22 protein-coding genes, 1 tRNA gene and 1 pseudogene are annotated in these 22,065 nt (G+C 69.0%); 13 read left to right on the forward strand and 11 right to left on the reverse strand.

What is annotated here, in order from left to right; translation table 11 throughout:
- Positions 1–64: 64 nt before the first annotated feature.
- The gene (locus ACWDU1_RS11380; RefSeq protein ID WP_449997745.1) at positions 65–271 is read right to left on the reverse strand and encodes a hypothetical protein; all 207 of its coding nucleotides are present in this window, start codon (positions 269–271) and stop codon (positions 65–67) included.
- 327 nt (positions 272–598) lie between these two features.
- Between ACWDU1_RS11380 and ACWDU1_RS11385 the strand changes: the two genes are divergently transcribed.
- Positions 599–2,122 carry an acetyl-CoA acetyltransferase gene (locus ACWDU1_RS11385; protein WP_449997705.1) on the forward strand — a complete coding sequence of 508 codons (1,524 nt, stop codon included), beginning with the start codon at positions 599–601 and terminating at the stop codon, positions 2,120–2,122.
- Positions 2,119–2,883 (forward strand): crotonase/enoyl-CoA hydratase family protein, encoded by a 765-nt coding sequence (locus tag ACWDU1_RS11390; protein WP_449997707.1) that lies wholly within the window; start codon positions 2,119–2,121, stop codon positions 2,881–2,883. Before ACWDU1_RS11385 ends, ACWDU1_RS11390 begins: the two co-directional genes overlap by 4 nt.
- A gap of 7 nt (positions 2,884–2,890) precedes the next feature.
- Here ACWDU1_RS11390 and ACWDU1_RS11395 read toward each other — a convergent pair whose 3' ends face one another.
- A complete protein-coding gene (locus tag ACWDU1_RS11395; protein ID WP_449997709.1) occupies positions 2,891–3,673 on the reverse strand; it encodes an alpha/beta fold hydrolase in 783 nt (260 codons plus the stop codon).
- Positions 3,674–4,057: 384 nt separating this feature from the next.
- Between ACWDU1_RS11395 and ACWDU1_RS11400 the strand changes: the two genes are divergently transcribed.
- The 4 genes from ACWDU1_RS11400 to ACWDU1_RS11415 all read left to right on the forward strand — a co-directional run bounded on the left by ACWDU1_RS11400 (position 4,058) and on the right by ACWDU1_RS11415 (position 6,187).
- Positions 4,058–4,390, forward strand: coding sequence for a hypothetical protein (locus tag ACWDU1_RS11400; protein ID WP_449997711.1), 333 nt, complete (start codon positions 4,058–4,060; stop codon positions 4,388–4,390).
- 123 nt (positions 4,391–4,513) lie between these two features.
- Positions 4,514–5,116 carry a hypothetical protein gene (locus ACWDU1_RS11405; RefSeq protein WP_449997713.1) on the forward strand — a complete coding sequence of 201 codons (603 nt, stop codon included), beginning with the start codon at positions 4,514–4,516 and terminating at the stop codon, positions 5,114–5,116.
- A gap of 53 nt (positions 5,117–5,169) precedes the next feature.
- A complete protein-coding gene (locus tag ACWDU1_RS11410; protein ID WP_449997715.1) occupies positions 5,170–5,679 on the forward strand; it encodes an NADPH-dependent FMN reductase in 510 nt (169 codons plus the stop codon).
- 10 nt (positions 5,680–5,689) lie between these two features.
- Positions 5,690–6,187 carry a flavin reductase family protein gene (locus ACWDU1_RS11415; RefSeq protein ID WP_449997717.1) on the forward strand — a complete coding sequence of 166 codons (498 nt, stop codon included), beginning with the start codon at positions 5,690–5,692 and terminating at the stop codon, positions 6,185–6,187.
- A 41-nt stretch (positions 6,188–6,228) separates the two neighbouring features.
- Here ACWDU1_RS11415 and ACWDU1_RS11420 read toward each other — a convergent pair whose 3' ends face one another.
- The 4 genes from ACWDU1_RS11420 to ACWDU1_RS11435 form a co-directional block, all read right to left on the reverse strand.
- Positions 6,229–6,573, reverse strand: coding sequence for a hypothetical protein (locus ACWDU1_RS11420; RefSeq protein ID WP_449997719.1), 345 nt, complete (start codon positions 6,571–6,573; stop codon positions 6,229–6,231).
- Between the two features lie 434 nt (positions 6,574–7,007).
- Positions 7,008–7,487, reverse strand: a complete 480-nt coding sequence (locus tag ACWDU1_RS11425; protein WP_449997721.1) for an adenylate kinase — start codon at positions 7,485–7,487, stop codon at positions 7,008–7,010.
- 60 nt (positions 7,488–7,547) lie between these two features.
- Positions 7,548–7,621, reverse strand: a tRNA-Gly gene (locus ACWDU1_RS11430).
- Positions 7,622–7,723: 102 nt separating this feature from the next.
- Complete coding sequence (locus ACWDU1_RS11435; RefSeq protein WP_449997723.1) at positions 7,724–8,095, reverse strand: VOC family protein; 372 nt, start codon at positions 8,093–8,095, stop codon at positions 7,724–7,726.
- An 88-nt stretch (positions 8,096–8,183) separates the two neighbouring features.
- Between ACWDU1_RS11435 and dcd the strand changes: the two genes are divergently transcribed.
- Complete coding sequence (gene dcd / locus ACWDU1_RS11440; protein ID WP_449997725.1) at positions 8,184–8,756, forward strand: dCTP deaminase; 573 nt, start codon at positions 8,184–8,186, stop codon at positions 8,754–8,756.
- 1 nt (position 8,757) lies between these two features.
- Here the strand turns inward: dcd and ACWDU1_RS11445 are convergent, their stop codons facing one another.
- Complete coding sequence (locus tag ACWDU1_RS11445) at positions 8,758–9,333, reverse strand: TetR/AcrR family transcriptional regulator (RefSeq protein ID WP_449997727.1); 576 nt, start codon at positions 9,331–9,333, stop codon at positions 8,758–8,760.
- Positions 9,334–9,430: 97 nt separating this feature from the next.
- Between ACWDU1_RS11445 and ACWDU1_RS11450 the strand changes: the two genes are divergently transcribed.
- Entirely contained in the window at positions 9,431–9,934 is a 504-nt protein-coding gene (locus ACWDU1_RS11450; RefSeq protein ID WP_449997729.1) for a hypothetical protein, read from the forward strand.
- Positions 9,935–10,073: 139 nt separating this feature from the next.
- On the opposite strand, the gene ACWDU1_RS11455 is transcribed toward ACWDU1_RS11450, so the two are convergent.
- Positions 10,074–10,520: a hypothetical protein gene (locus ACWDU1_RS11455; protein ID WP_449997731.1), complete on the reverse strand. Its 447-nt coding sequence runs from the start codon at positions 10,518–10,520 to the stop codon at positions 10,074–10,076.
- Between the two features lie 252 nt (positions 10,521–10,772).
- On the opposite strand from ACWDU1_RS11455, the gene ACWDU1_RS11460 reads away from it, so the two are divergent.
- Complete coding sequence (locus ACWDU1_RS11460) at positions 10,773–12,149, forward strand: helix-turn-helix domain-containing protein (protein WP_449997733.1); 1,377 nt, start codon at positions 10,773–10,775, stop codon at positions 12,147–12,149.
- Between the two features lie 81 nt (positions 12,150–12,230).
- Here the strand turns inward: ACWDU1_RS11460 and ACWDU1_RS11465 are convergent, their stop codons facing one another.
- Positions 12,231–13,580 (reverse strand): protein kinase domain-containing protein, encoded by a 1,350-nt coding sequence (locus tag ACWDU1_RS11465; RefSeq protein WP_449997735.1) that lies wholly within the window; start codon positions 13,578–13,580, stop codon positions 12,231–12,233.
- A gap of 85 nt (positions 13,581–13,665) precedes the next feature.
- On the opposite strand from ACWDU1_RS11465, the gene ACWDU1_RS11470 reads away from it, so the two are divergent.
- Positions 13,666–14,919 (forward strand): pyridoxal phosphate-dependent aminotransferase, encoded by a 1,254-nt coding sequence (locus ACWDU1_RS11470; RefSeq protein ID WP_449997737.1) that lies wholly within the window; start codon positions 13,666–13,668, stop codon positions 14,917–14,919.
- Between the two features lie 434 nt (positions 14,920–15,353).
- Positions 15,354–16,508: pseudogene (locus ACWDU1_RS11475) on the forward strand (YibE/F family protein); the annotation flags it as partial.
- A gap of 412 nt (positions 16,509–16,920) precedes the next feature.
- On the opposite strand, the gene ACWDU1_RS11480 reads toward ACWDU1_RS11475, so the two are convergent.
- Positions 16,921–18,813, reverse strand: coding sequence for an Hsp70 family protein (locus tag ACWDU1_RS11480; protein ID WP_449997739.1), 1,893 nt, complete (start codon positions 18,811–18,813; stop codon positions 16,921–16,923).
- 166 nt (positions 18,814–18,979) lie between these two features.
- A complete protein-coding gene (locus ACWDU1_RS11485; protein WP_449997740.1) occupies positions 18,980–20,299 on the reverse strand; it encodes a UDP-glucose dehydrogenase family protein in 1,320 nt (439 codons plus the stop codon).
- Positions 20,300–20,481: 182 nt separating this feature from the next.
- Between ACWDU1_RS11485 and ACWDU1_RS11490 the strand changes: the two genes are divergently transcribed.
- Both ACWDU1_RS11490 and ACWDU1_RS11495 read left to right on the forward strand, forming a co-directional pair.
- A complete protein-coding gene (locus ACWDU1_RS11490; RefSeq protein WP_449997742.1) occupies positions 20,482–21,015 on the forward strand; it encodes a YdcF family protein in 534 nt (177 codons plus the stop codon).
- A 136-nt stretch (positions 21,016–21,151) separates the two neighbouring features.
- On the forward strand, positions 21,152–22,065 hold a 914-nt coding region (locus tag ACWDU1_RS11495; RefSeq protein WP_449997744.1), incomplete at its 3' end, for an acyl-CoA dehydrogenase family protein.

The following is a 22,065-nucleotide window of genomic DNA, read 5'->3' on the forward strand; positions in this document are numbered from 1 at the left end:
AACGCGCCCGAGCCGACCTTCACATCGAGTACCAGTGCGGCGGTGCCCGCGGCGATCTTCTTACTCATGATCGATCCAGCATGTTGTAGTTGTGGGTGCTGTTCGGGCTCGCCATCCCCGTTACCTGGAAAACCGCGCGGGTGGCGCCGTGTAACTGGGGCAGCCCGGCGGTGCCGTTCAGCACCGGTATGGGATTGATGGCGTTGGGATTCGCCGCGGCCGGTGCAGTGGCCGCCAGTAAGGCGGCCGATGCGCCCGCCAGCAAAGTCATCAGGATGGATCCGGTTCTCTTCAAGTCCGTCGGACCTCCGGGTCACGTAAAACGCCGCGGTCAAATGGGGGGCGCCTCGATCGGATACGCGGCGCACATTTCGAATAGCTCGCAGATCGCCGGACATGTTAGCAGTGGACAGGGCCTGACCAGCTAATTCCCCCCGCGGTTCTGCGAAGGTGTTATCGGCGAGTCCGGCCGGTCCGCGGCGGTGAGTCCGGCCAATGGTGGAAAGCCCGGCCCCCAGCGCCATAGACCACTACATGGTCTAATCGGGAAGTTAACCGCGCATTCGGCGGGTTACTTCAGCGAAGAAGCGGAGGACGCATGCTGCCAGCCGGAATGGACCCGCGCACACCGGTGCTCGTCGGGGTCGGTCAGATCGTGCACCGGCCCGGTGAAGCCGGCTTGCCCGGCCCGGTCGAGCTGGCGGCGCGATCCCTGCGCCGGGCCGGTGCCGACAGCGGGACCGGTGATGCGCTGTTGCGGTCGGCCGATGTGATCGCTTCGGTATCTCCGGTCAGCCGCACATACCCCGATCTGGGTTCGCTGGTGGCGGCCGAACTGAACATAACCCCGAAGCGGACCGTGCAGTCCGCCCGCTACGGCGGCGACGCCCCGCAGCGTCTGCTGAATCTGCTGGGCGGTGAGATCGCCGCCGGTAAGACCGATATCGCGCTGATCTGCGGTGCCGAGGCGGTGGCCTCGTGGAATGCGGCCAAGCGGGCCGGCTCCGAACCGGACTGGCCGGAACAGGACGAGTCCGCCCGGCCCGGCCGCGTGATCGGTTCCGAGGACGCGCCGAGCACCGAGATGGAGACCGCCGCCGGGCTCTGGGGCCCGATCTTCGTCTACGCGCTGATGGAATCGGCGATGCGCAACCGGCTGGGCCTGGACCAGGAATCGCATCTCGCCCGGATCGGCGGGTTGTGGTCGCGGTTCTCCGAGGTGGCCGCCGGCAACCCGTACGCCTGGCTGCCGGCCGCGCGTGAGGTGCCCGAACTGGTCACCCCCGGTCCGGAGAACCGGATGGTGTGCACGCCTTATCCCAAGCTGCTGATGGCGAATCTGACGGTCGATCAGGGCGCCGGTCTCATCCTGTGCAGCGCCGCCGCGGCGGACTCCGCCGGCGTGCCGCGCGAGCAATGGGTCTTCCCGCACGGCGGCGCCACCGCCACCGATACCTGGTTCGTCTCCGAACGGACCGAGATGGCGGCCTCACCCGCGATCGCGGCGGCCGGGCGGGCGGCGCTGGCGGGCGCCGGGCTGGGCATCGACGATATCGCGCATATCGACCTGTACTCCTGCTTCCCGGTGGCCGTCCAGGTCGGCGCCGCCGCCCTCGGCCTGCCGATCGACGATCCCGCGCGACCCCTCACCGTCACCGGTGGCCTCACCTTCGGCGGCGGACCGGGCAACAACTACAGCACCCACGGCATCGCCACCATGGCCGAGGTGCTGCGGCGTAATCCGGACGACTACGGCCTGACCACCGCGCTCGGGTGGTACATCACCAAACACGGTGTCGGTGTGTACTCGGCGCGCCCGCCCGCGGAATTGTTCGCTCCGGTGGAGGCCGATGTCCCGGTCGCCCGGCGCGAAACCGCCCCCGGCTACACCGGCCCGGCGGTCGTGGAGGCCTATACCGTCCCGTACCGCAAGGGCGCCGACGGCGACGAACCGGAAGCGGTGGTGGTGAGTGCGCTCAACCCGGCGGGCGCCCGCATACTTGTCCGGGCGACCGACAGCGAGACCGTCGCCGCCTGCACCACCGGCGACCGTTTGGGCGCCACCGTCGAAATCACCGCCGCAGATCGTTTCACGCTGCTCAGCGAGAGGACCGCCCGATGACCGAACCCGTGCTCCTGGACCGGTGTGACGCGATCACCGTGCTCACGGTGAACCGGCCCGCGGCCCGCAATGCCGTCGACCTGGCCACCGCGAAGGCCATCGAGGCCGCGATCGACGACTTCGAGGCCGACGACACCGCCCGGGTCCTGGTCCTCACCGGCGCCGACGGAACCTTCAGCGCCGGTATGGATCTGATCGCCATGTCACGCGGCGAGGTGCCGATCACCGAACGCCGCGGACCGCTGGGCATCACCGCGAAACCGCCGGCGAAACCGATGATCTCGGCGGTGGAGGGATTCGCGCTCGCGGGCGGTTTCGAACTGGCGCTGGCGGGCGATCTGATCGTGGCCGCCCGGGACGCGAAATTCGGACTCCCGGAGGTGAAGCGGGGGCTGGTGGCGGCGGCCGGCGGCGTGATGCGGCTGACGCAGCGGCTGCCCCGCAGTACGGCTGCCGAACTGGCGCTCACCGGCGGCCGCATCAGCGCGGAACGGCTGCATCAGCTGGGCCTGGTGAACCGGGTGACCGAACCGGGCGAGGCGCTGGAGGTCGCGCTGGAGCTGGCCGGCGAGATCGCCGCGGCCGCGCCGCTGGCGGTGGCCGCGAGCAAACGGATCATCGACGAGACGCCGGACTGGTCCGCGGCCGAGGGTTTCGCCAAACAGGGCGAGATCGCCCTGCCCGCCCTGGTGTCCAAGGACGCCGCCGAGGGCGCGCTGGCCTTCGCCGAGAAACGCGATCCGGTCTGGCAGGGTCGCTGACGCCGCGCTACGGTGCCGCCCGGTCCAGCAGGACCCGGGCGCACGCGGCGGGATCGTCGTAGAACGGGGTGTGCCCGCTGCCCTCCAGCGTGATGTGGCGGGCGTGCGGTAGCACCCGGCGGGCCCGGCGGCTCTGGGTCGCGTAGGTGAGCAGGATGTCGCGGTTGCCCCAGGCGATGGTCACCGGGAGATCGGCGAGTGCGGCGGGGTTCTGCAGTTTCGCGTCGGTGAACGATGCCAGTGCGGGCGCGAAGCCCAGGGAACCGACCGCACCGTTGGCGGTATCCAGTGCGATCTGCGGCGTGACGGCCCACGGTTTCCCGAACACCAATCCCAGGAACGCCGTCCGTCCGGCCCGGGTGGCGAGGATTTTCGGTATCGCCGGTCCGAGTACCCGGCCGAGGGTTCCGGACCGGCCCAGCGACTGCTGGCACCAGATCCGGCCGGGGGTATCCCAGAAGAAGATCGGCGAGTACGCCGTGACCGACCGGGCCAGGCCGCGGGCGCCCAGGTTCAGGCAGATTCCGCCGCCCATGGAGTTGCCGGCGAGATGGGGTTTCTCGATACCCTCGGCGGCCAGGAAATCGGCGAGGGCATCGGTGAGGGTATCGACGGTGGTGTGCGGCAGCGGCGCCGAACCGCCGAATCCGGGCAGGTCGACGGCGATCACCTCGAAGTGTTCGGCCAGCGTGCCGATGACCGGTTCCCACACCTGCCATCTGCTGCCCACTCCGTGCACCAGGACCAGGGGTTCGCCGCTGCCTTCACGATGGTGCTCGAGGGTCGTCATTCCGGCTCTTCCGATCGGTACGGGATTCCGGGCAACCTTAACAGCAGGCATGGGACCTCAGTTTGCTTCGAGTGGTATTCGCGCGGCTCCGCGTCCTGGGTGGGCAAGCCGCCCTGACATCGCCCACCCGGGGTCATTTTCAGAGACATGAATCAATCGGTGTCGTAAATGGGCATCTCGGTGCCGACCTCCGGACCGGACACGGCGGCGCCGGGCGGCCGACCTGCGTCGATCCCGGCTGTGAGGCATATCGGAATTTGCCGCCCCGAGTTGCGGCGCGAGTGTGACTGCGACTACACACATGCGTGGACGTCATGCGGGTGGCCCGGTATCGAATCCGCGGCCGACGCGGCGTCCAGGTGATACATCTGAGAGAGGAACCCGGTGCGGAAGACCCTTATTGCCGCGACCTTCGTCATTCTGCCGCTGCTGGCGGCCTGCGGTAGCGATGCCGAATCCGCACCCGCGCTGACCGAGGCGGATCTGTCCAAATCCTTGCAGGAGAAGGGTCTGCAGGATCCTGCCTTCGCCGACTGCGCCGCGAAACTCTACATCGCCGAGGGTATTTCGCAGGACGGTCTGCAGACGATGGTGAGCGACGAATTCGATACCCGGATGGCAGATCCGGAAACCCTCGGTATGAGCCAGGAGGACGCCGACAAGGCGCGGGCCGCGACCAACAAGATCGTCGGTGAATGTCTGGGGAGCGCGCAGTAATCCGCCCTCCCGGCGTATTCGGCACACGGGCCGCGCGGTCTCACCGCCCGGCCCGTGTGGCGCCGAGATATTCCGCACACCAATGCATTTCGCCCGCTGGAGCCGGTGCGGAAATGATTCTCGATGAGCGCAATACTGCGAGCGGGAATCACCGGCCTGCAGCATGCGGGGATGACAGCACATAATTCGCGCGCTCCGGCGCCGCGTACGGCCGCGGTGATCGGCGCGGACCCGATGGGCGTCACCTCCGCGCTGGGTCTGCTCGATGCCGGGTTCGAGGTCGCGCTCTACAGCGACCGGGATCAGCGCGCGTTGCGTCACGGCACCCATCCCACGGTCCCCGGCGGCGGAATCCGGCCGCGCCGCCGGCCCGGCGCGGGGATCCGGCGTACCGCGCGGATCAGGTTCGACGGCTACGTCGGTGTCACCGTGGACTACCCCTTCGAGACCGGCGCGCGGCTCGGCGCCTTCCTGGACCGCGGCGGCGCGTTCCTGGTCGAGTTCGTGACGCCGGAATCGCTCGGCGAAATCGCCGCCACCACCGATCTGACCTTCGTCGCCGGAGATCGCGGCGGCCTCACCGGCTTCCTGCCGGTCACCGCGGACCGGCCGCTGCATCGTGATTCACCGGGCCTGCCGGGCGGACTGTACGTGCTGGCCCACACCGCCGGTTGTGATCGCGCAGAGCGCAACCCTCGCCCCGGCGGGCAACCGCTGCTGAACTGAACGGCGCAGGCACGAGTCGAGCCCGGTTCGCACCGGAGGCAGGAGGCAGCGCGGTGACCGTGACGGTGGTGGTCGGCAATCCCAAACCCGCGTCGCGCACGTTGTCCGCGGCCGTCGGTCTCGCCGGGGCGCTGCGGCCCGATACCGAGCCCGCCGTTCTCGACCTGGTCGACTACGGCCCGCGACTGCTCGGCTGGGGTGACCCCGCGGTCGCCGAGGCGGTACGCACCGTGGCCGGCTCGGAGCTGGTGATCTTCGCCAGCCCCACGTTCAAGGCCACCTACACCGGACTCCTGAAACTGTTCCTCGAACAGTTCGACGGCGGAACCGGCCTGGCCGGGGTGCTGGCCGTCCCGCTGATGCTCGGTGCCGGGCCCGCGCACGCGCTGGCGCCGGACCTGCTGCTCAAACCGGTGCTGGTGGAACTCGGCGCGACCACCGCGCTGCCCGGGCTGTATCTGTCCGACCGGACCTATACCGAGGACGGTGTCCTCGACGCGTACGCCGAACGCTGGCGGCCGGTGGCGCAGGCGCTGTCGGCCCAGGTCTCCCGCACGAAGTGAAGGGCCCGCCATGACCGATATCTTCGAAACCCCGGCCGACGGCTCCGGTTTGCGCCGCGCCTTCGCCAACTTCCCCAGCGGCGTGGTCGCGGTCTGCGCCCGTATCGACGGGAAGCCGCACGGTCTGGCGGTGAGCACCTTCGTACCCGTCTCCCTGGACCCGCCGCTGGTCTCGTTCTGCATCCAGAACACCTCGGCCACCTGGACCCGACTCGTCCACGCCGCCCATCTCGGCCTGAGCCTGCTGGGCACCGATCAGCAGGCCGCCGCTCGCTCGCTCAGCGCCCGCAACGGTGACCGATTCGAGGGCCTGGAACTACACGACGGTACCGGCGAGGCGGTATTCGTCCAGGGCGCGTCGGTCTGGATCGAGGGCACCCCCGAGGCCCATGTCCCCGCCGGCGACCACACGGTGGTGATCCTGCGTATTCACCGGCTGGCCATCCACCCCGACCGGGAACCGCTGGTATTCCACGGTTCCCGGTTCCGTCTCCTGCGCGCCGGCTGAACCGGCCGGGCGATCCATCGGGCCCGGCCGCGCGCTGGTCCTCAGCGCAGTACCGACACCATCTCCGGGCATTTCACATCCACCATCGTGCCGAGCGTCCAGCCGTCCTGGACCCCGGGGGCGACGCCGGCTTCCAGCAGATGGCTGCGAGCTGCCTGCTTACCGGCGGGCGTGGGATCGTTGTGGAGAATGCCGCATACCTGGCCCGCCAGCACCGCGGCATCCGGGCGATCCGCGCCGAGCACGGCGAGCCGCGTATGCACCTGGACGTCCGGGGACACCCCGGGAATGGGTGCGGCCTGAGCGTGACCCGTGAGCCCGAAGCCGGCCACGGCGAGCGCCATCCCGGACAGGGCAGCAGCGGCGGTGGAAACGATTTTGAGCAATGCAATCTCCTCGGTTCGTGCAGCGGAGTCGTCGCGTGAGATTGCGTCGTGATGGGGATGGCGCAGCTGGGTCACTCGGCCGGTCTCTCTTGCCTCGAATATGAATCGAGGTCTTCATACCCGGCAGCGGCAATTCCACTCCTGGTAAAAATGCGCCAATGTCCACAGCGAACCGAATGCCGCAGAACATATTCCGCGTGAATAGCCGATTCGGCGGGAAAACGTATCGTCATCTTCGATGCGGAGAGGGGTGGCGCGGCTGGTAGACCGGCAATTCGCTGCCGTCGGGCAGCCGGACCCCGGCGAGTAGTCCCCACCCTTGATCCGTCACACCTGTGGACAACTCGACACCTTTGGCCCGAAACCCGGCCAAGGTCGCCTCGAGGTCGTCGCACATCAGGTAACGGCAATCTCGGATCGGGCGGTGTCGGCATTCACGGGGACCGGTCCGGCCCTCCGGCCCGAGCCAGGAAGTGCTCGACATCCCGGGGCGTCTTCAGCAGGAAGACATCCGCACGGTTCGCGTAGCGGGCGATCGCCGCCTCGATCAGCGGCAGACTCCGGCGCCGGTATCCGATGACCCAGCGCCAGAACGCGGCGTTCTCTCGCGAACGGCGCAGGGCACGCCATACGCAGCGCCACAGCGGGAAGTCGAGCACGACGACGGTGTCCGCGGCCCGCAGTCGCACCGCGAGCACGTCATAGGGACCGAGGTCGCCGTCGAGTATCCATGCCGGATGCTCCACGAGCCGCTCTTGGATCCGGGCCCACCGATCCTTCGGCAGGGGTGTCAGGTCGGGTGACCAGAAATGCCCGTCGAGTTCGACCACCGGAAGTGCCGTAACCGCGCCGAGACGGGCGGCCAGGGTGGATTTGCCCGCGCCGCCGCGACCGAGAACGACTACCTTGCGCACTGGTTCGCCAGAATCTCCGGTGAGAAGAGCACCACGAATCCGCTGTATCGGTCGTGGTGGTGGAGCCGGTGACGGGAATCGAACCCGCGCCATCTGCTTGGGAAGCAGAGATTCTGCCATTGAACTACACCGGCGAGCACGCCCATAGGCGCGAAGGGCAGCTTAGCAGAGCCCGCCCTCACGCTCTAAATTTCCCCGGATTCCGCTTCGGGGGTGGGCGTGGAATGCGTGACCGGTCAGGATTCGGACCAGACTCCGAGCCGGTTGCCGCTGGGGTCGGTGAAGTGGAAGCGGCGGCCGCCCGGGAAGTCGAAGGGGCCTTCGGTCACCGTGCCGCCCGCGGCGCCGACGGCGCGCACGCTGGCGTCGAGGTCTTCGGAGTACAGCACGACCAGTGGGCCGCCGGTGTGGACCTCGGTGCCCAGGGCCAGGCCGCCGGCCTCGCCGGGGCTGCCGTCGAAGCGGCGGAAACCGGCGTATCCGGGGCCGTAGTCGTTGAACGCCCAGCCGAAGGCCGACGCGTAGAAGTGTTTGGCGGCCTCGAGGTCGGTGACGGTGAGTTCGATGTAGTCGATGCCGTGATGGGTATGCGCGCTCGTCTCGGACATGGGCGGAGTATGCCCCGGGGGTGTGACAGGAAACGGCGCCGCAGGACCGGGGCGGCCGGTGCCGGCGAGGGGTCGCTACGCTGCTGGCGTGCTGCTTTCCGATCGTGACATCCGGGCGGAGTTCGCCGCCGGACGGCTCGGGCTCGAACCCTTCGAGGACAACCTGGTGCAGCCGTCCAGTATCGATGTGCGGCTGGACGGGATGTTCCGGGTGTTCAACAACACCCGCTACACCCATATCGATCCCGCGCAGCGCCAGGACGAGCTGACCAGTCTGGTGGAGCCCGCTGCCGGGGAGCCGTTCGTGCTGCACCCCGGTGAGTTCGTGCTCGGGTCCACGCTGGAGGTGTGCAGCCTGCCCGACGATCTGGCGGGGCGGCTGGAGGGGAAGTCCAGTCTGGGGCGGCTGGGGCTGCTCACGCATTCGACCGCCGGTTTCATCGACCCGGGTTTCAGCGGGCACATCACCCTGGAGCTGTCGAATGTCGCGAATCTGCCGATCACGCTGTGGCCGGGGATGAAGATCGGGCAGTTGTGCCTGTTCCGGCTGACCAGTCCGGCGGAGAATCCGTACGGCAGCGCCGGGGCCGGGTCGAAATACCAGGGCCAGCGCGGGCCGACGCCGTCGAAGGCCTATCTGAACTTCCGGTCGCCGGCCTAGCTCATACGAATCCGCTCTCGCCGACCGGCCCGCCGAGGACGATCTCGGCGGTGCGGGCCTCGACGGCTCGCGGGTCGGGGCCGGAAATCCGGTCGGCGGCCAGGAAATGCATCCCGATCCGGGCGGCGAAGGCCAGTACGCTGCGGGCCTCGATCTCGACCGGATCGGTGAAGTAGGTGCCGATCATCTCGCGGAGTAGTCGCATCCGTTCGTTGTCCACCCGGCGCAGGCGGGCGGCCACGGCTTCGTCGCGGCGCGCCCAATCGCGGATCGCCAGGTCGATGGGCAGTAGTTCCGGCGCCAGGGTGAGTGCGCCGGCCCGGTAGATCCTGGTCCGGGCGTCGCCACCCGCGTCGGTCACCTGGTCGAGGACCTCGTCGACACTGCGGCGCTCCCAGGTGTCCAGCATGGCTTCCAGTAGCGCGTCACGATCGGCGAAGTAGCCGTAGAAGCCGCCCTTGGTGACGCCGAGTGTTTTCGCCAGCGCCTCCACCCGGACCGCGCCGGGACCGCCGCGGGCCAGGGCCTGTAGCCCGGCATCGATCCAGCCGGCGCTCGGTGTTCGGGTGTTACCCATCGGAGGTGTCCTTCCTGGTCGCAACATCTATACGCCACCGTATATCTGCGCTACGGTTGATATACGCCACCGTATATCAACTCAGGGAGTTGCGAACATGACGAACCAGCCAGGTGCACACGGCATCCAGGACAGCGCCGGCCCGGGCGGCGAGATCGGCGATACGACCCGGTCACGCGTGACCATTCCCGCGTACGACTACGCGGACAAATTCGTGCTGGCCACCGCCGATGCCGAGGCGATCGGCACGCCCGCGGAATGGGCCCGCGCGGCCCTGCGGGACGCGGCGGGCATCAAAGGGCAGATCGTCTGGCGCGGCCTGCTGGGGCTACGGCTGAAAGACGCGGCCGCGCCCGGGCAGATCGCGGGATGGGCTGTCGCAGGCCGAGGCGACGGCTGGGTCACGCTCGCGGCCGACTCATGGCTGATCGACGGAAACCTGGTGCTGGAGGTGTCTTCCGGCGGTGTCTCGCTGAGTACCTTCGTGCATTTCCGACGGCGAATCGGCGCGGCCGTCTGGAATCGGGCCGCACCCGGCCACCGCCGCTTCGCGCCGACTCTGCTGCCCGAGGCCCGCCGGATCCTGCTGGCGCACAGCTGATCCGAGTGCGGCACGGCCGCGATCGCTCAATTGCTGGGTCCGGGTAGCCGCGGCGTCCGTGCGGTGGAGGCCGCCGGGCGATTGGGGCGGGCTGTGTCCGGCGCGCCTCGTGAGCGGCCGGACACAGCCCCATCCCCGGCTATTCCCGGGCGCCTCCGGCCAGCAGCGCCGCGTTGATCACCGTCGACAGCGGCGGCAGCAGTCCATCGCGTTCGGGGGGCACCACCCAGTTGCAGCCCTCCCGGTTCCAGCGGCCCATTCCGGTCGGCAGCATCACCGCACTGCCCACACCCGGGATATCGATATCGATGCGCCCCAGCATCTCGACCACTTCGGGGTCCGGACGGCGATCCGGATACGCGAGGAAACTCCAGCGAACCTGGCGGGCCAGCATGGGAACCCGGATCTCGTGGGAGTCCATCAGGTCGCGAACGGCGCGCGCGCGTTCGGTGGGTAGATGGATCACGCAGGCCCGGCTGGTGATCGGCAGCATGACGAATCCGCCGCGTTCGGTGGCCGGTAGACCGAATTCGTGGCGATAGTAGGCGGCCCAATCGTCGACCGTTCTGAGCTTTTCCACGTTCACGGTGAATCCCCTTGCGTCCTGCGTGCGAAGCCTCCTGGCGTGCCGGGCCTCCCTGCGTGCCGAGCCACGGCTGACGGTGGTCGCCGACCTTTCTTCTCCAGGATCGCCCGGTCTACGGCGCGCCGGAACCGCCTACACGCTCGCGTTCCACTGCCCTTGCGCTGCCACTGCGCCAGGTTCGGGATTTCCCTGTGGTTGCAGTCACATTCGGCTCGTACCCTGGAGAGGAAATCGTTCGGAAAGGGTGACGACGTGGTCGGCCAGTGGTCTGGAAGGGAGGCCCGGGCGCTCCGTGAGGCCAAGCGGATGAGCATCCGGGAGTTCGCGGCGCATCTGGGCGTGCACGAACGACTGGTGTCCAAATGGGAGGCCGGGGGTATCCGGGTCCATCCGCGTCCGGTCAACCAGGCTGCCCTCGATACCTGTCTGGCCAGGTCCGGCGATGTCGAGCGCGCGCGGTTCACGGCCCTGTCCACACCGGGTGCCGACGGCGGCCCGGCGATGCTCGCGGCTCGTACCCCGGCGGGCGCCGGCAATTCCAGTGATGCCGGGCCCTCGGCCCTCCTCGACGGCGGTTCGTTCCGCGACGACGGGCCGCCGGCGATTTCGGAGAGGGATCTGATCATGGCGGCTGCACACGAGGCGAGCGATCACGTGAGCCGGGCCGAGGGCACCAATCTCGGTCCGAGCACCCTGGAACAGCTCGACGCCGACGTAACCCGGATCGCCAACGACTACCTGTCCACCCCGCCGATGCCGATGATGGTGGAGATGCTGCGGGTACGGCGCCGGGTGTACCGGCTGCTGGAAGGGAATCAGCGGCCCGCCGATACCGGCCACCTCTACCTGCTCGCCGGTTCGCTGTCGGGATTGCTCGCCAACGCCAGCACCGATCTGGGCTACCTGGACGCGGCCGGTGAACAGATCCGGGCAGCCTGGGCCTACGCGGAAATATGCGGTCACAACGGATTACGGGCCTGGGCCCGCGGTATGCACGCGCTGATCGAATACTGGTCCGAACGGCCGCACCGGGCACTGCAACTGGCCCAGAGCGGGCAGCAGTACGCGGATTCGGCCAGTGCCGCGGTGCGGCTGCACAATATCGAGGCCCGGATCTGGTCGAAGATCGGGAGCGCCGACGATACCGAGCGGTGCATCCGGGCCGCCGCCGACGCGAGCGAGGGTGCTCGGTCGGACACCCTGCACGACGAGGTGGGCGGCGTCTTCGGTTTCCCCGACGCCAAGGCCAGTTACTACGCGGGCGCCACCTATATCCATCTGGGAATGGCCGAGCCCGCGCTGGCCGCGACCGAACGCACCCTCGAGCTCTACCGCACCGGCCCGGCGCACCAGCGTTCCTACGGGGCCGAGGCGCTGGCACGGGTCGATTCTGCGGCCGCGCACCTGATCAACGGCAGCCTGGACGGAGCGGCCGCGGCGCTGCACCCCGTGCTCGCACTCGACCAGGACAAACGCATCGCGCAACTGGAGGAGCGCCTCACCGGGCTCCGCCGCCGCATCTGCGCTCCCGCCTTTCACGGTGTCGCCGAGGCACGCAATCTGGACGAGCGGATAGAAGAGTTCTGCGGATCGACCGTGACCCGTGGGCTTCCGCCGGGCGGTGTCTAGCTGCGGACTATGGAGGCAAACGGGATCGTCGAGCGCCGTCTGGAAGATGCGGAGCGTCTGCGCACCTGTTTCACGCAGGAATCATTGTCCCGGCGGGAAACCGCTAGGGGGCACCGGGCGCCGGGGTGGCGCCGGTGCGGGATCATCGTTCAGGAACACCAGGTCGTGTACGGCGCCCTTCACCCGGTGCACGAAACCCCCGGTCAGTTCGCGGGCCTTGTGCAGACGCTCCACCACCGGACCCCGGACCGTATCCACTGCGACGACTCCGGTCCCGCACACCGCCACGGCCACCGCGAACACGGTGAGCAGCGCGAGGGTGAAACGCCGACGTCTACGGCGCGCGGTGGGGCGGGCGCCGGCCGGCGGTCGCGCGGCCGGCCCATCCGGTCCGGGGCCGGTGCGGACGCCGGGGTCGGTGTCGCGACCTCCGGTGCCCCGCTCGGGCAGTACCTCGCGCGATGAGTGACTGCGGGCCGTCCGGTCGGCCACAGCGGCCGGGGCGGGCTGTGATCGGGCGGCAGGCGGCGACGGCGGGATGGGGCCGGAGTTCGCCGGTGGCCCGGAATAGGCGGTGGTGGTGGATCGGGTACCGGCGCCGGTGAGCGCGGCGGCCGCGGCAGCGGCGAGATCACCGCAGCTCGGAAATCGATCGGCGGGTTCCTTGGCCATGGCGCGAGCGATCACCACATCGAAGGCGCGCGGAAGTCGCGGGTCCAGTGCGCTCGGTACCGGCGCCGGACGGTTCAGGTGACTGTGGATGAGCTGGGCCGAACTGGTTCCCGGGTACGGGTGGGAGCCGGTGAGCATATGGTGCAGCGTGCCGCCGAGCGCGTAGATATCGGCGCGATGATCGACGGCCGCCTCGGTGAACTGCTCGGGCGCCGCGTAGCGCAGGCTGGCGAAGACCTCACCGGTGCGGGTGAGTCCGGTCGATTCGTCGAGGCTTTTCGCGATACCGAAATCGGCGAGCAGCGCTCGCTCCCGAGGGCCGGCGGTCACGAGGATGTTCGCGGGTTTCACATCGCGGTGCAGCACCCCGGATCGGTGCGCGTGGTCCAGCGCGGCGGCCGCGTCTTCGAGCACGCGAACCGCGCGGGCCGGTTCCAGCGGCCCATCATGCAGCAGTTCGCCCACGTCGGTGCCGTCGACGTACTCCATCGCGATCCACAGCCGGCCGTCGTGTTCGCCACGCGCGTGCACCGCGACGATATTCGGGTGGGACAGTCGTGCGGCGGTATCGGCTTCGCGCCGGAAACGACCCGCCAGGCCGGGGTCGGCGCCCCGGCTGCGATCGAGCACTTTCAAGGCCACGAGCCGGGGCAGATTCAGGTCCCTGGCCAGGAACACCTCGCCCATCCCGCCGGCGCCGAGTAGTCGTTCGATGCGATAACCCGCGAATACCTCGCCGCTCACCAGCGACCGCCCCACCTGGCTCTCCTCTGCCTCTGTCCAGCGACAACGGTACTGCACGAGGCGGGGCCGGGACCGATATCGGGTTGCGGCGGGTGGCACCATGGATCGGGTGAGTACTGGCCATCCGCACCCCGCGCCCCGGATCCTGGAGCAGTCCAAGAAGCTGCAGAACGTCGTCTACGAGATCCGGGGGCCGGTACACGCGCATGCGGCGCGGCTGGAATCCGAGGGACACCGGATCCTGAAACTCAATATCGGCAACCCCGCGCCCTTCGGGTTCGAGGCCCCCGATGTGATCATGCGGGATATGATCGCCGCCCTGCCGAACGCGCAGGGATACTCCGAGTCCAAGGGAATCCTGCCCGCCCGGCGCGCGATCGTGACCCGCTATGAGCTGGTCCCGGGCTTCCCGGAACTGGATGTGGACAGCGTCTATCTCGGCAACGGCGTCTCCGAGCTGATCACCATCACCATGCAGGCGCTGCTGGACAACGGCGACGAAGTGCTCATCCCGGCCCCGGACTACCCGCTCTGGACGGCCATGACCAGCCTCGCCGGCGGCACCCCGGTGCACTACCTGTGCGATGAGAGCATCGGCTGGCAGCCCGATATCGCCGATATCGAATCAAAGATCACCGATCGCACCAAGGCGCTGCTGGTGATCAACCCCAACAACCCCACCGGTGCCGTGTACTCGGCTGAGGTCCTGCAGCAACTGGTGGATCTGGCCCGCAAACACCGGTTGCTGCTGCTCGCCGACGAGATCTACGACAAGATCCTCTACGACGACGCCAAGCACATCTCGCTGGCGACGCTGGCTCCCGATCTGCTGTGTCTCACGTTCAACGGGCTGTCGAAGGCCTATCGCGTGGCGGGGTACCGGTCGGGGTGGCTGGCCATCACCGGACCCAAGGAGCACGCGAGTGGATTCCTCGAGGGTGTCGACCTGCTGGCGTCCTCGCGCCTGTGCCCGAATGTGCCCGCCCAGCATGCCATTCAGGTCGCACTGGGCGGATACCAGAGCATCGAGGATCTGATTCTGCCCGGCGGCCGGTTGCTGGAGCAGCGGGATGTGGCATGGGAGCGCTTGAACGCCATTCCCGGCGTGTCGTGCGTGAAACCCAAAGGGGCGCTGTATGCGTTCCCTAGGCTGGACCCCGAGGTCCACGAGATCCACGACGACGAGAAACTGGTGCAGGACCTGCTGCTGCAGGAAAAGATCCTGATGGTGCAGGGCACCGGTTTCAACTGGCCCCACCATGATCATTTGCGCATCGTGACCCTGCCCTGGGCCCGCGATCTGGCTGTTGCCATCGAGCGTTTCGGCAACTTCCTGGCGGGCTATCGCCAGTAGTGGGGCGGGTAATCACGCCCAAAAACAGACCCTCCGTCCGGATTATTGCGGAATTACTGAACCACTGGCATAAATCCAGATCCTGTGTGTACAGTGGGCATCGGCACTTCGAGTGCCCGGCCAGGTTGTCTACCCCCCCTGGGCAACCTGGTCCTCGGGTTAGGCCGCCTACCCCCCCTGGGCGCCGGCCCCGGGCGGCGGAGACATCCCCCTGCTCTCCGCCGCCCCTTCCCGAAGCTCCCGGAAAAATCCGCCCGTCCACGGCGAACTCGCTGCGTATGGCCTATCCGCCGGACGTATGAGCTGTCGGCGCATCCTCTAGGCTGGCCGGGGTGAGCGACCACCATCACCATCACGACCATTCCCGGCCGATCGCCATCGGCGCGACCGCGGCCCGGGTCGTGGTCGGATTGCTGGTCGCGATCGGCATCGTCGTGGTTATCGCGACCATCGCCCTGTGGCCCGATCGCCAGCAGGTGGATATCCCGCTGCCGATGCAGAACGCCGACGGTTCCGCGGTGGTCACCGAAGCCGGCACGGTGATCCGTCAAGACCTCGGCGCCTGCGGCAGCCAGTCCATCGGGCGGGTGTTCGAGGGCGAGCCGCAGCCGCCGGCCGCGCAGGTCTACGACTGCCAGCGCAGCCTGATCGAGATCGAATCCGGGCCGCACGAGGGCAAACACACTCTGCTGGAAATCGCTCCCGGGCCGGGGCAACCCGATCTCGCCGCCGGCGACGAGCTGCGGATCGTGCGTCAAGCGGCCCCCGACGGGACTCCGCTGTACTCGTTCGACGACTACGCCCGCGGCTACCCGCTGGGTGTGCTGGTCGCGGCCTTCATCGTCGTGATCGTGGTGGTCGCCCGGTGGCGCGGGCTCCGGGCCCTGATCGGGCTCGTCTTCGCGTTCGCGGTGCTGGTGGTGTTCCTGCTGCCGGCGCTGCTGGACGGTAAGCCCGCCATACCTGTTGCGCTGGTGTCCGGTTCGCTCATCCTCTATGCCGTGCTGTATCTCGCGCACGGGGTGAACCTGCGCACCAGTTCGGCGCTACTGGGCACGCTGACCTCGATGCTCATCGCGGCGCTGCTGTCCTGGCTGGCCATCGAATCGACCACGCTCACGGGGCTTTCCGAAGAACAGAACACCAATGTCGCGACCTATATCGAACATGTCAGCATCACCGGTCTGCTGCTGGCCGGGTTCATCATCGGCTCGCTCGGTGTGCTCAACGATGTGACGATCACCCAGGCCTCCGCGGCCTTCGAACTCGCGGAGCTGGACAAGAAAGCCACCCGGCGGGAGATTTTCGCCGCGGCCATGCGGGTCGGGCGCGACCATATCGCCAGTACGGTCTACACCCTGGTGCTCGCCTACGCCGGTGGTGCGCTGCCGCTGCTGCTGCTGTTCAGTGTCGCGGGCCGGCCGATCCGCGACGTCCTCGTGGGCGACGCGGTGGCGATCGAAATCGCGCGGTCGGCGGTCGGCGGCATCTGCCTGGCACTGTCGGTGCCGCTCACCACCGGTATCGCCGTGCTGCTCGCCAAACCGTTCGGCTCCCAGCGGCGCCCGGATCCCGCGGGCCGTCCGAAGGGGAACAAGCGTGCCGATACCGGGTCCCATCGCAAGGTCGCCCGGCCGGACGCCGAGTCGCCGACCGGGCGGCGCAGCAGGTCCGGACGCGGGTACGAGCCGTGGCCGACCACCGGGGAACAACCGCGGGTACCCCGGGAGCCGGGCGAACGGCCGCCGCGAGGACGGTCATCCGGTGGGGCGACCGACCCGCGCGGTATCGGACGAACCGGCGCGCCCGGGCCCGGTACACAACGACCGGATCCGCCCCAGCCGGGGCCACCGCAGCCGGGCCCGCGGCAGCCGGATCCGCAGCAGCGGCCCCGGCCCGGGGAGCAGCAGGGAATTCGTGGGCCGATTCCACCTCGGCGTCCGCCGCGGCCGGGATACGGCGAGTTCTGAGCGACGCCGCGGCCGTCGGCACGAACGGCGGTCAGCGCGGCGGACGGGGGAAGGGTAGTGCCTCGGGCGGGATGGTCGGGACGACGATCGGCGGCAGCCCGGGGACCTGGAAGGTGTTCGGCCCGGCCGTGGTGGTCGGCGCCTCGGTTTCCCGCGGGGCCACCACCGGTGGCGGCTCGGCCAGCGATTCGTGTTCCGGCGGGGTCGTGGTGACCGGTGCGGGCGCGGCGGTGCGGGTGTTCGCCGTGGTGGAGGGTGCCTGGGTGGTGCTCTCCACCGTGGTCGACTCCTGCCGGAACATATGCTGCCCGTAGCCGAGGCCGATACCGATCGCGGCCACCACTACCAGGGCGCTCACCGCCACCGCCGCGACACCGAGTTCGCGGCCGCGCCGCGGCGGAACGTCGAAGGACCGGCGGGGCAGCAGTTTGGCCGGGATCCGCAGCGCGACCGTCGGCGGGTCCTCCGCCGGTGACAGCTTCTGCGGAGCGGCGGTTTTCGAAGGCTTCGCGGGGTCCGATTCCGGTGCGAGAGCGACGGTATCGCTCTCGGGTGCCGGGGTCGAGGCGGGGGCGAGCAGCGGGCGCGGCCCGGGGCCGGTGGTGGGCGACCCCGCCGGCGGGCCGAAGATGCCCGCTTGCGGCACCGGCGGGTAGAGGCCGGGCACGGACGGGTATGGATCGGTCGCCGGCGCGAGTACCGGCTGGGGGCCGGTCGTTCGCAGGGTCGCGGTCGCGGCCGGCAGTTCGTGGGAGCCGGAGTGCGCGTGGGCACCTTCGCCGGACGGCGCGGAAACGTTGCGCGCGGTGTCGGAGGTGGACGACCCGGAGGCCGCCGGGCCCGGGGCCGCCGGCGCGAACGGCGACGGGGTGACCAGGCTCCGGGCGGTGTGAGTGGGAACCGGGATGGTCTGGGCGGGCGGGGGCAGCCGGGGAGGGGGGTCGGACCGGGTGGGCGGGAACGGTGCGGGGGTCACGGTGGCCTGGGTGTGCGCACCGGAATCCGCTCGCGGCCCGGGGATCGGGCCGGAATCGAGGGCCGCCGGGTTGGTCGTGGTACGCGCGTCCGGTCCCTTGCGGGCCAGCAGTGCGGCGCCGCGGGCGGTCGCGACCTCCGGTTCCGGTGGTACCAGCACCGGGATCTCGAGAATATCGCGCAGGGTCCGGCTCACCAGTGGGATACGTACACCGCCGCCCACCGCCAGCAGTGCCTGGACCGGAACCCCCGACCGCGTGATGACCTCCCGCGTCGAGTGCACCGACACCTCGACGGCCCGGGCGATCAGCGCGGTGAAATTCTCCTGAGTGAGCAGTACCGGCCCGAAGTCGCTGGGCAGGGCGACCGCGTTGCTGGCGGAGAGCCGTTCCTTCGCGGCGCGGCACAGCGCGTCGAGCCGCATCAGATCGGCGGGATCCGGCGGATGCGCGATCCGCCCGGAGTTGATCTGCTGCTCGCGGACCAGTGAATCGAAATATTCACCGCTGATATCGCCGGTGCGCTCGGTGTGCAGCACCTCGCGGGTCGCGGTGTCCACGACCGTCACCGACAGGCCCGAAGCGCCGAGATCGTAGACGGCGAGGGTGTTCACGCCCTGCAGGGCACCGGAGGTGACCGCGAATTCCAGGATCGCTTCGATATCGGGTACGAGGGTGTATTCGTGCAGACCCTGCTCGGCCATGGCCACGCGCATGGCCCGGGCCTGGTGTTCGCCACGGCAGGCCAGGACGGTCGCGGCGATGGTGGGGTTCGAGTTCAGGGCGGCGGCGACCGATAGCGCGGCACGTTCCGCGCTCGGAGTTTCCGGCGGCACCACGAATGTCCGTTGCTCGAACGATTCGGGGTCCGTCGCGGACGCGTCGCCCGCCGGCGGGCGCGCCAAGCGGATCGCGCCGGCCCCCACCGACACACCCAGAACTGAACTCATCGGCAGCCCATCTGTACTTCCCGCTTCACGATATGCGAGCGCCAACCGGTCGACGATGACGGCTCATCCCCCGAACCAGATGACTCCTCCGACAGTACCGCCCGGTCCCGTTGTCACGGGAGGCAGGAACCGATGCCGCGGGGGCCCCGGCTCGCTCACCCCGACTCTACGGTGTACCCAGCCCGGCGTACACCCATCCGGCCGAGCGCCAGGCGTCTCGATCGAGACAGTTGCGCCCGTCGATGATCGATCTGGTCCGCACCACCCCGTTCAGATCCCGGGGCGCGAGCTCCACGAATTCCTTCCATTCGGTGAGCAGAAGCACTACATCGGCACGTTCACAGGCCTCCGTCACCGAGGTCGCGTAACTCAGTGTGGGGAAGACCCGGCGCGAGTTCTCCAGCGCCTTGGGGTCGTAGACGGTGACCACCGCGCCGTGCAACTGGATCATGCCCGCCACGTTCAGCGCCGGTGAATCCCGGACGTCGTCGGATTCCGGTTTGAAGGCCGCGCCCAGGACCGCGACGTTGGCGCCCAGTAGCGAACCGCCGCAGGCCCGGGCCGCCATATCCACCATCTTGGTGCGGCGGCGCATATTGATGTTGTCGACCTCGCGCAGGAAGGCCAGGGCGTGGTCGGCGCCGAGCTCGCCGGCCCGGGCCATGAACGCGCGGATGTCCTTGGGCAGGCAACCGCCGCCGAAACCGACCCCGGCGTTGAGGAACCGGCGTCCGATCCGGGCGTCGTAGCCGAGTGCGTCGGCCAGGACGGTGACGTCCGCGCCGGTCGCTTCGCAGACCTCCGAGACCGCGTTGATGAACGAGATCTTGGTCGCGAGGAAGGCGTTCGCGGAGACCTTGACCAGCTCTGCGGTCGCCAGATCGGTGAGCAGGAAGGGGACCTCGGCGGCGAGGAGGTCGGCGTAGAGTTCCTCGACCACCTCCCGCACCCAGCCGGACCGTTCCCGCTCGCGGTCCACGCCGAGCACCAGCCGATCAGGTCGCAGGGTGTCGCGCACCGCGAATCCCTCGCGCAGGAATTCCGGGTTCCAGGCCACCTCGATATCCGGGCTCAGCGCGCGGGCGCGGCGGCCGAGCTCGGCGGCGGTACCCACCGGCACGGTCGATTTGCCGATGATGACCGACGGCCGGGTGACCAGCGGGGCGAGGGTGTCGACCACGGCGTGCACGTATTTGAGGTCGGCCGCGTACTCGCCCTTCTTCTGCGGTGTGCCGACCCCGAGGAAGTGCACATCCGCGTGGTCGGCGGCTTCCTGATAGGAGGTGGTGAACCGGAGCCGTCCGGCGTCGAGATTACGGCGTAGTACCGCGTCCAGGCCGGGCTCGTAGAAGGGGGTCACCCCGTCGGAGAGTTTCGCGACCTTGCCCGGGTCGATATCGACTCCGAGTACATCGTGTCCGAGTTCGGCCATACACGCTGCGTGCGTGGCCCCCAGGTACCCGGTTCCGAAGACTGTGCATCGCATGATCCAGTGGTAAGCCCCGCCGATGGCCACACCAGAAAACCGAGGCGAGGTGCCGGGCAACAGCAGATGTACACCCGACGACGAGGGGTGCCGACCTGGGCCGGAGCAGGTCGGGGCGGTTCGCCGCCCGGTTCCGGCCGGGCGTGGGGGCCGGATCGGCCGTGCCGGTTAGGATCGCGGCGATGCGCCACAGACTCGTCCTCGCCGCGGTGACGGTCGTAGTCGTCGCGGTCGTGGTGCTCGCGCTGTGGCCCGTGTATGTCCGGCCGCAGCGCGAGGAGCCCGCCCCGGCCGACGCGATCCTGGTACTCGGTGGCGCGCACGACGGCCGGGAGGCGCTGGGCCTGCGGCTGGCGCACGAGGGTTACGCGCCGCGGGTCCTCATCTCCAATCCCTACGAGGACAGCCCGCTGATCAACCGGATCTGCCACGGTGGGTACAGCTTCGAGGTCACCTGTTTCGATCCCGCGCCGCGGACGACCCGGGGCGAGGCCCGCTATCTGGCAGAGCAGGCGCGCGCGCACGGCTGGCGGCGGGTCATCGTGGTCACCTTCACCCCGCATATCTCGCGGGCGCGGTACGTCATGGGCAAATGCTGGGACGGGGAGTTGCTGTTCGTGGACACCCGGCCGGGGCTGTCGATCCCCCGGTGGGCCTACGACTATGTGTACCAATCCGTGGGCTACGCGAAGGCGATCTTCGAGAATTGCGGGTAACCGGCCGGAGTATTTCCGAACCTTTGAGGGCACGTGCCTTCAGTTTGACTCGGGGCGAGCGGCGTGGCTACATTCGCAGTGGCACCGGTAGTCGCCGGGCCTGCTGCGACGACGCATGAAGCCTTCGGGAGCGTGTATGGATTACGACTGGTCGGAGGCCGACAAGGCCTTCCGAGACGAGGTACGGGCGTTCCTTGCCGAGAAGCTGACGCCCGAGGTGAGCACCGCGGGCCGGTTGATGACGAGTGTCTACTCCGACCACGAGGCGAGCCTGGAATGGCAGCGCGTCCTGCACGAGCGGGGCTGGGCGGCGCCGCACTGGCCGGTCGAGTGGGGCGGCTGTGAATGGTCGCTCACTCAGCACTACATCTTCAGCCGCGAACTCACCCTGGCGGGCGCGCCCGCGCTCTCGCCGATGGGTATCCGGATGGTTGCCCCGGCGTTGATCGCGTTCGGCACCGAGGAACAGAAGAAATACTTCCTGCCGCGCATCCTCACCGGCGAGGTCTTCTTCTGTCAGGGCTACTCCGAGCCCGAGGCCGGATCCGACCTCGCGGCCCTGAATATGTCGGCGGTCGCCGACGGCGAAGACTTCGTCTGCTCGGGCAGCAAGATCTGGACCACCCACGCCACCGAGGCGAACTGGATCTTCTCCCTGGTCCGGACCTCTCGCGAAGGCCGCAAACAGCAGGGCATCACCTTCCTGCTGATGGATATGACCTCGCCCGGTATCGAGATCCGGCCGCTGGTCATGAGCTCCGGTGAGCAGGTCCAGAATCAGATCTTCTTCGATAACGTGCGGGTCCCCAAGAGCAATGTGCTCGGGCGGATCGACGACGGCTGGACCGTCGCGAAATACCTGCTGGTCCACGAACGCGGTGGTGGCGCGATGGCGCCCGCGCTGCAGGCGATGGCCGAGAACATCGCGACCGCCGCGGCCACCCAGCCCGGTCGCGACGGCAACCCGCTCAGCGCCGATCCGCATTTCGCGGCCCAGCTGGCCGACGCCCGCATCCGCACCGAGGTGCTCGAGGTGCTGGAATTCCGGAC

The organism is Nocardia sp. NPDC003345, assembly GCF_053589395.1.

Bases quoted from the DNA above. Each gene is read 5' to 3' on its own strand.
- ACWDU1_RS11480 (WP_449997739.1), bottom strand. From the start codon at position 18,813: ATGAGTTCAGTTCTGGGTGTGTCGGTGGGGGCCGGCGCGATCCGCTTG.
- ACWDU1_RS11490 (WP_449997742.1), top strand. From the start codon at position 20,482: ATGCGCCACAGACTCGTCCTCGCCGCGGTGACGGTCGTAGTCGTCGCG.
- ACWDU1_RS11380 (WP_449997745.1), bottom strand. From the start codon at position 271: ATGACTTTGCTGGCGGGCGCATCGGCCGCCTTACTGGCGGCCACTGCA.
- ACWDU1_RS11445 (WP_449997727.1), bottom strand. From the start codon at position 9,333: ATGGGTAACACCCGAACACCGAGCGCCGGCTGGATCGATGCCGGGCTA.
- ACWDU1_RS11385 (WP_449997705.1), top strand. From the start codon at position 599: ATGCTGCCAGCCGGAATGGACCCGCGCACACCGGTGCTCGTCGGGGTC.
- ACWDU1_RS11485 (WP_449997740.1), bottom strand. From the start codon at position 20,299: ATGCGATGCACAGTCTTCGGAACCGGGTACCTGGGGGCCACGCACGCA.
- ACWDU1_RS11435 (WP_449997723.1), bottom strand. From the start codon at position 8,095: ATGTCCGAGACGAGCGCGCATACCCATCACGGCATCGACTACATCGAA.
- ACWDU1_RS11395 (WP_449997709.1), bottom strand. From the start codon at position 3,673: ATGACGACCCTCGAGCACCATCGTGAAGGCAGCGGCGAACCCCTGGTC.
- ACWDU1_RS11470 (WP_449997737.1), top strand. From the start codon at position 13,666: ATGGATCGGGTGAGTACTGGCCATCCGCACCCCGCGCCCCGGATCCTG.
- ACWDU1_RS11405 (WP_449997713.1), top strand. From the start codon at position 4,514: ATGAGCGCAATACTGCGAGCGGGAATCACCGGCCTGCAGCATGCGGGG.
- ACWDU1_RS11450 (WP_449997729.1), top strand. From the start codon at position 9,431: ATGACGAACCAGCCAGGTGCACACGGCATCCAGGACAGCGCCGGCCCG.
- ACWDU1_RS11390 (WP_449997707.1), top strand. From the start codon at position 2,119: ATGACCGAACCCGTGCTCCTGGACCGGTGTGACGCGATCACCGTGCTC.
- ACWDU1_RS11415 (WP_449997717.1), top strand. From the start codon at position 5,690: ATGACCGATATCTTCGAAACCCCGGCCGACGGCTCCGGTTTGCGCCGC.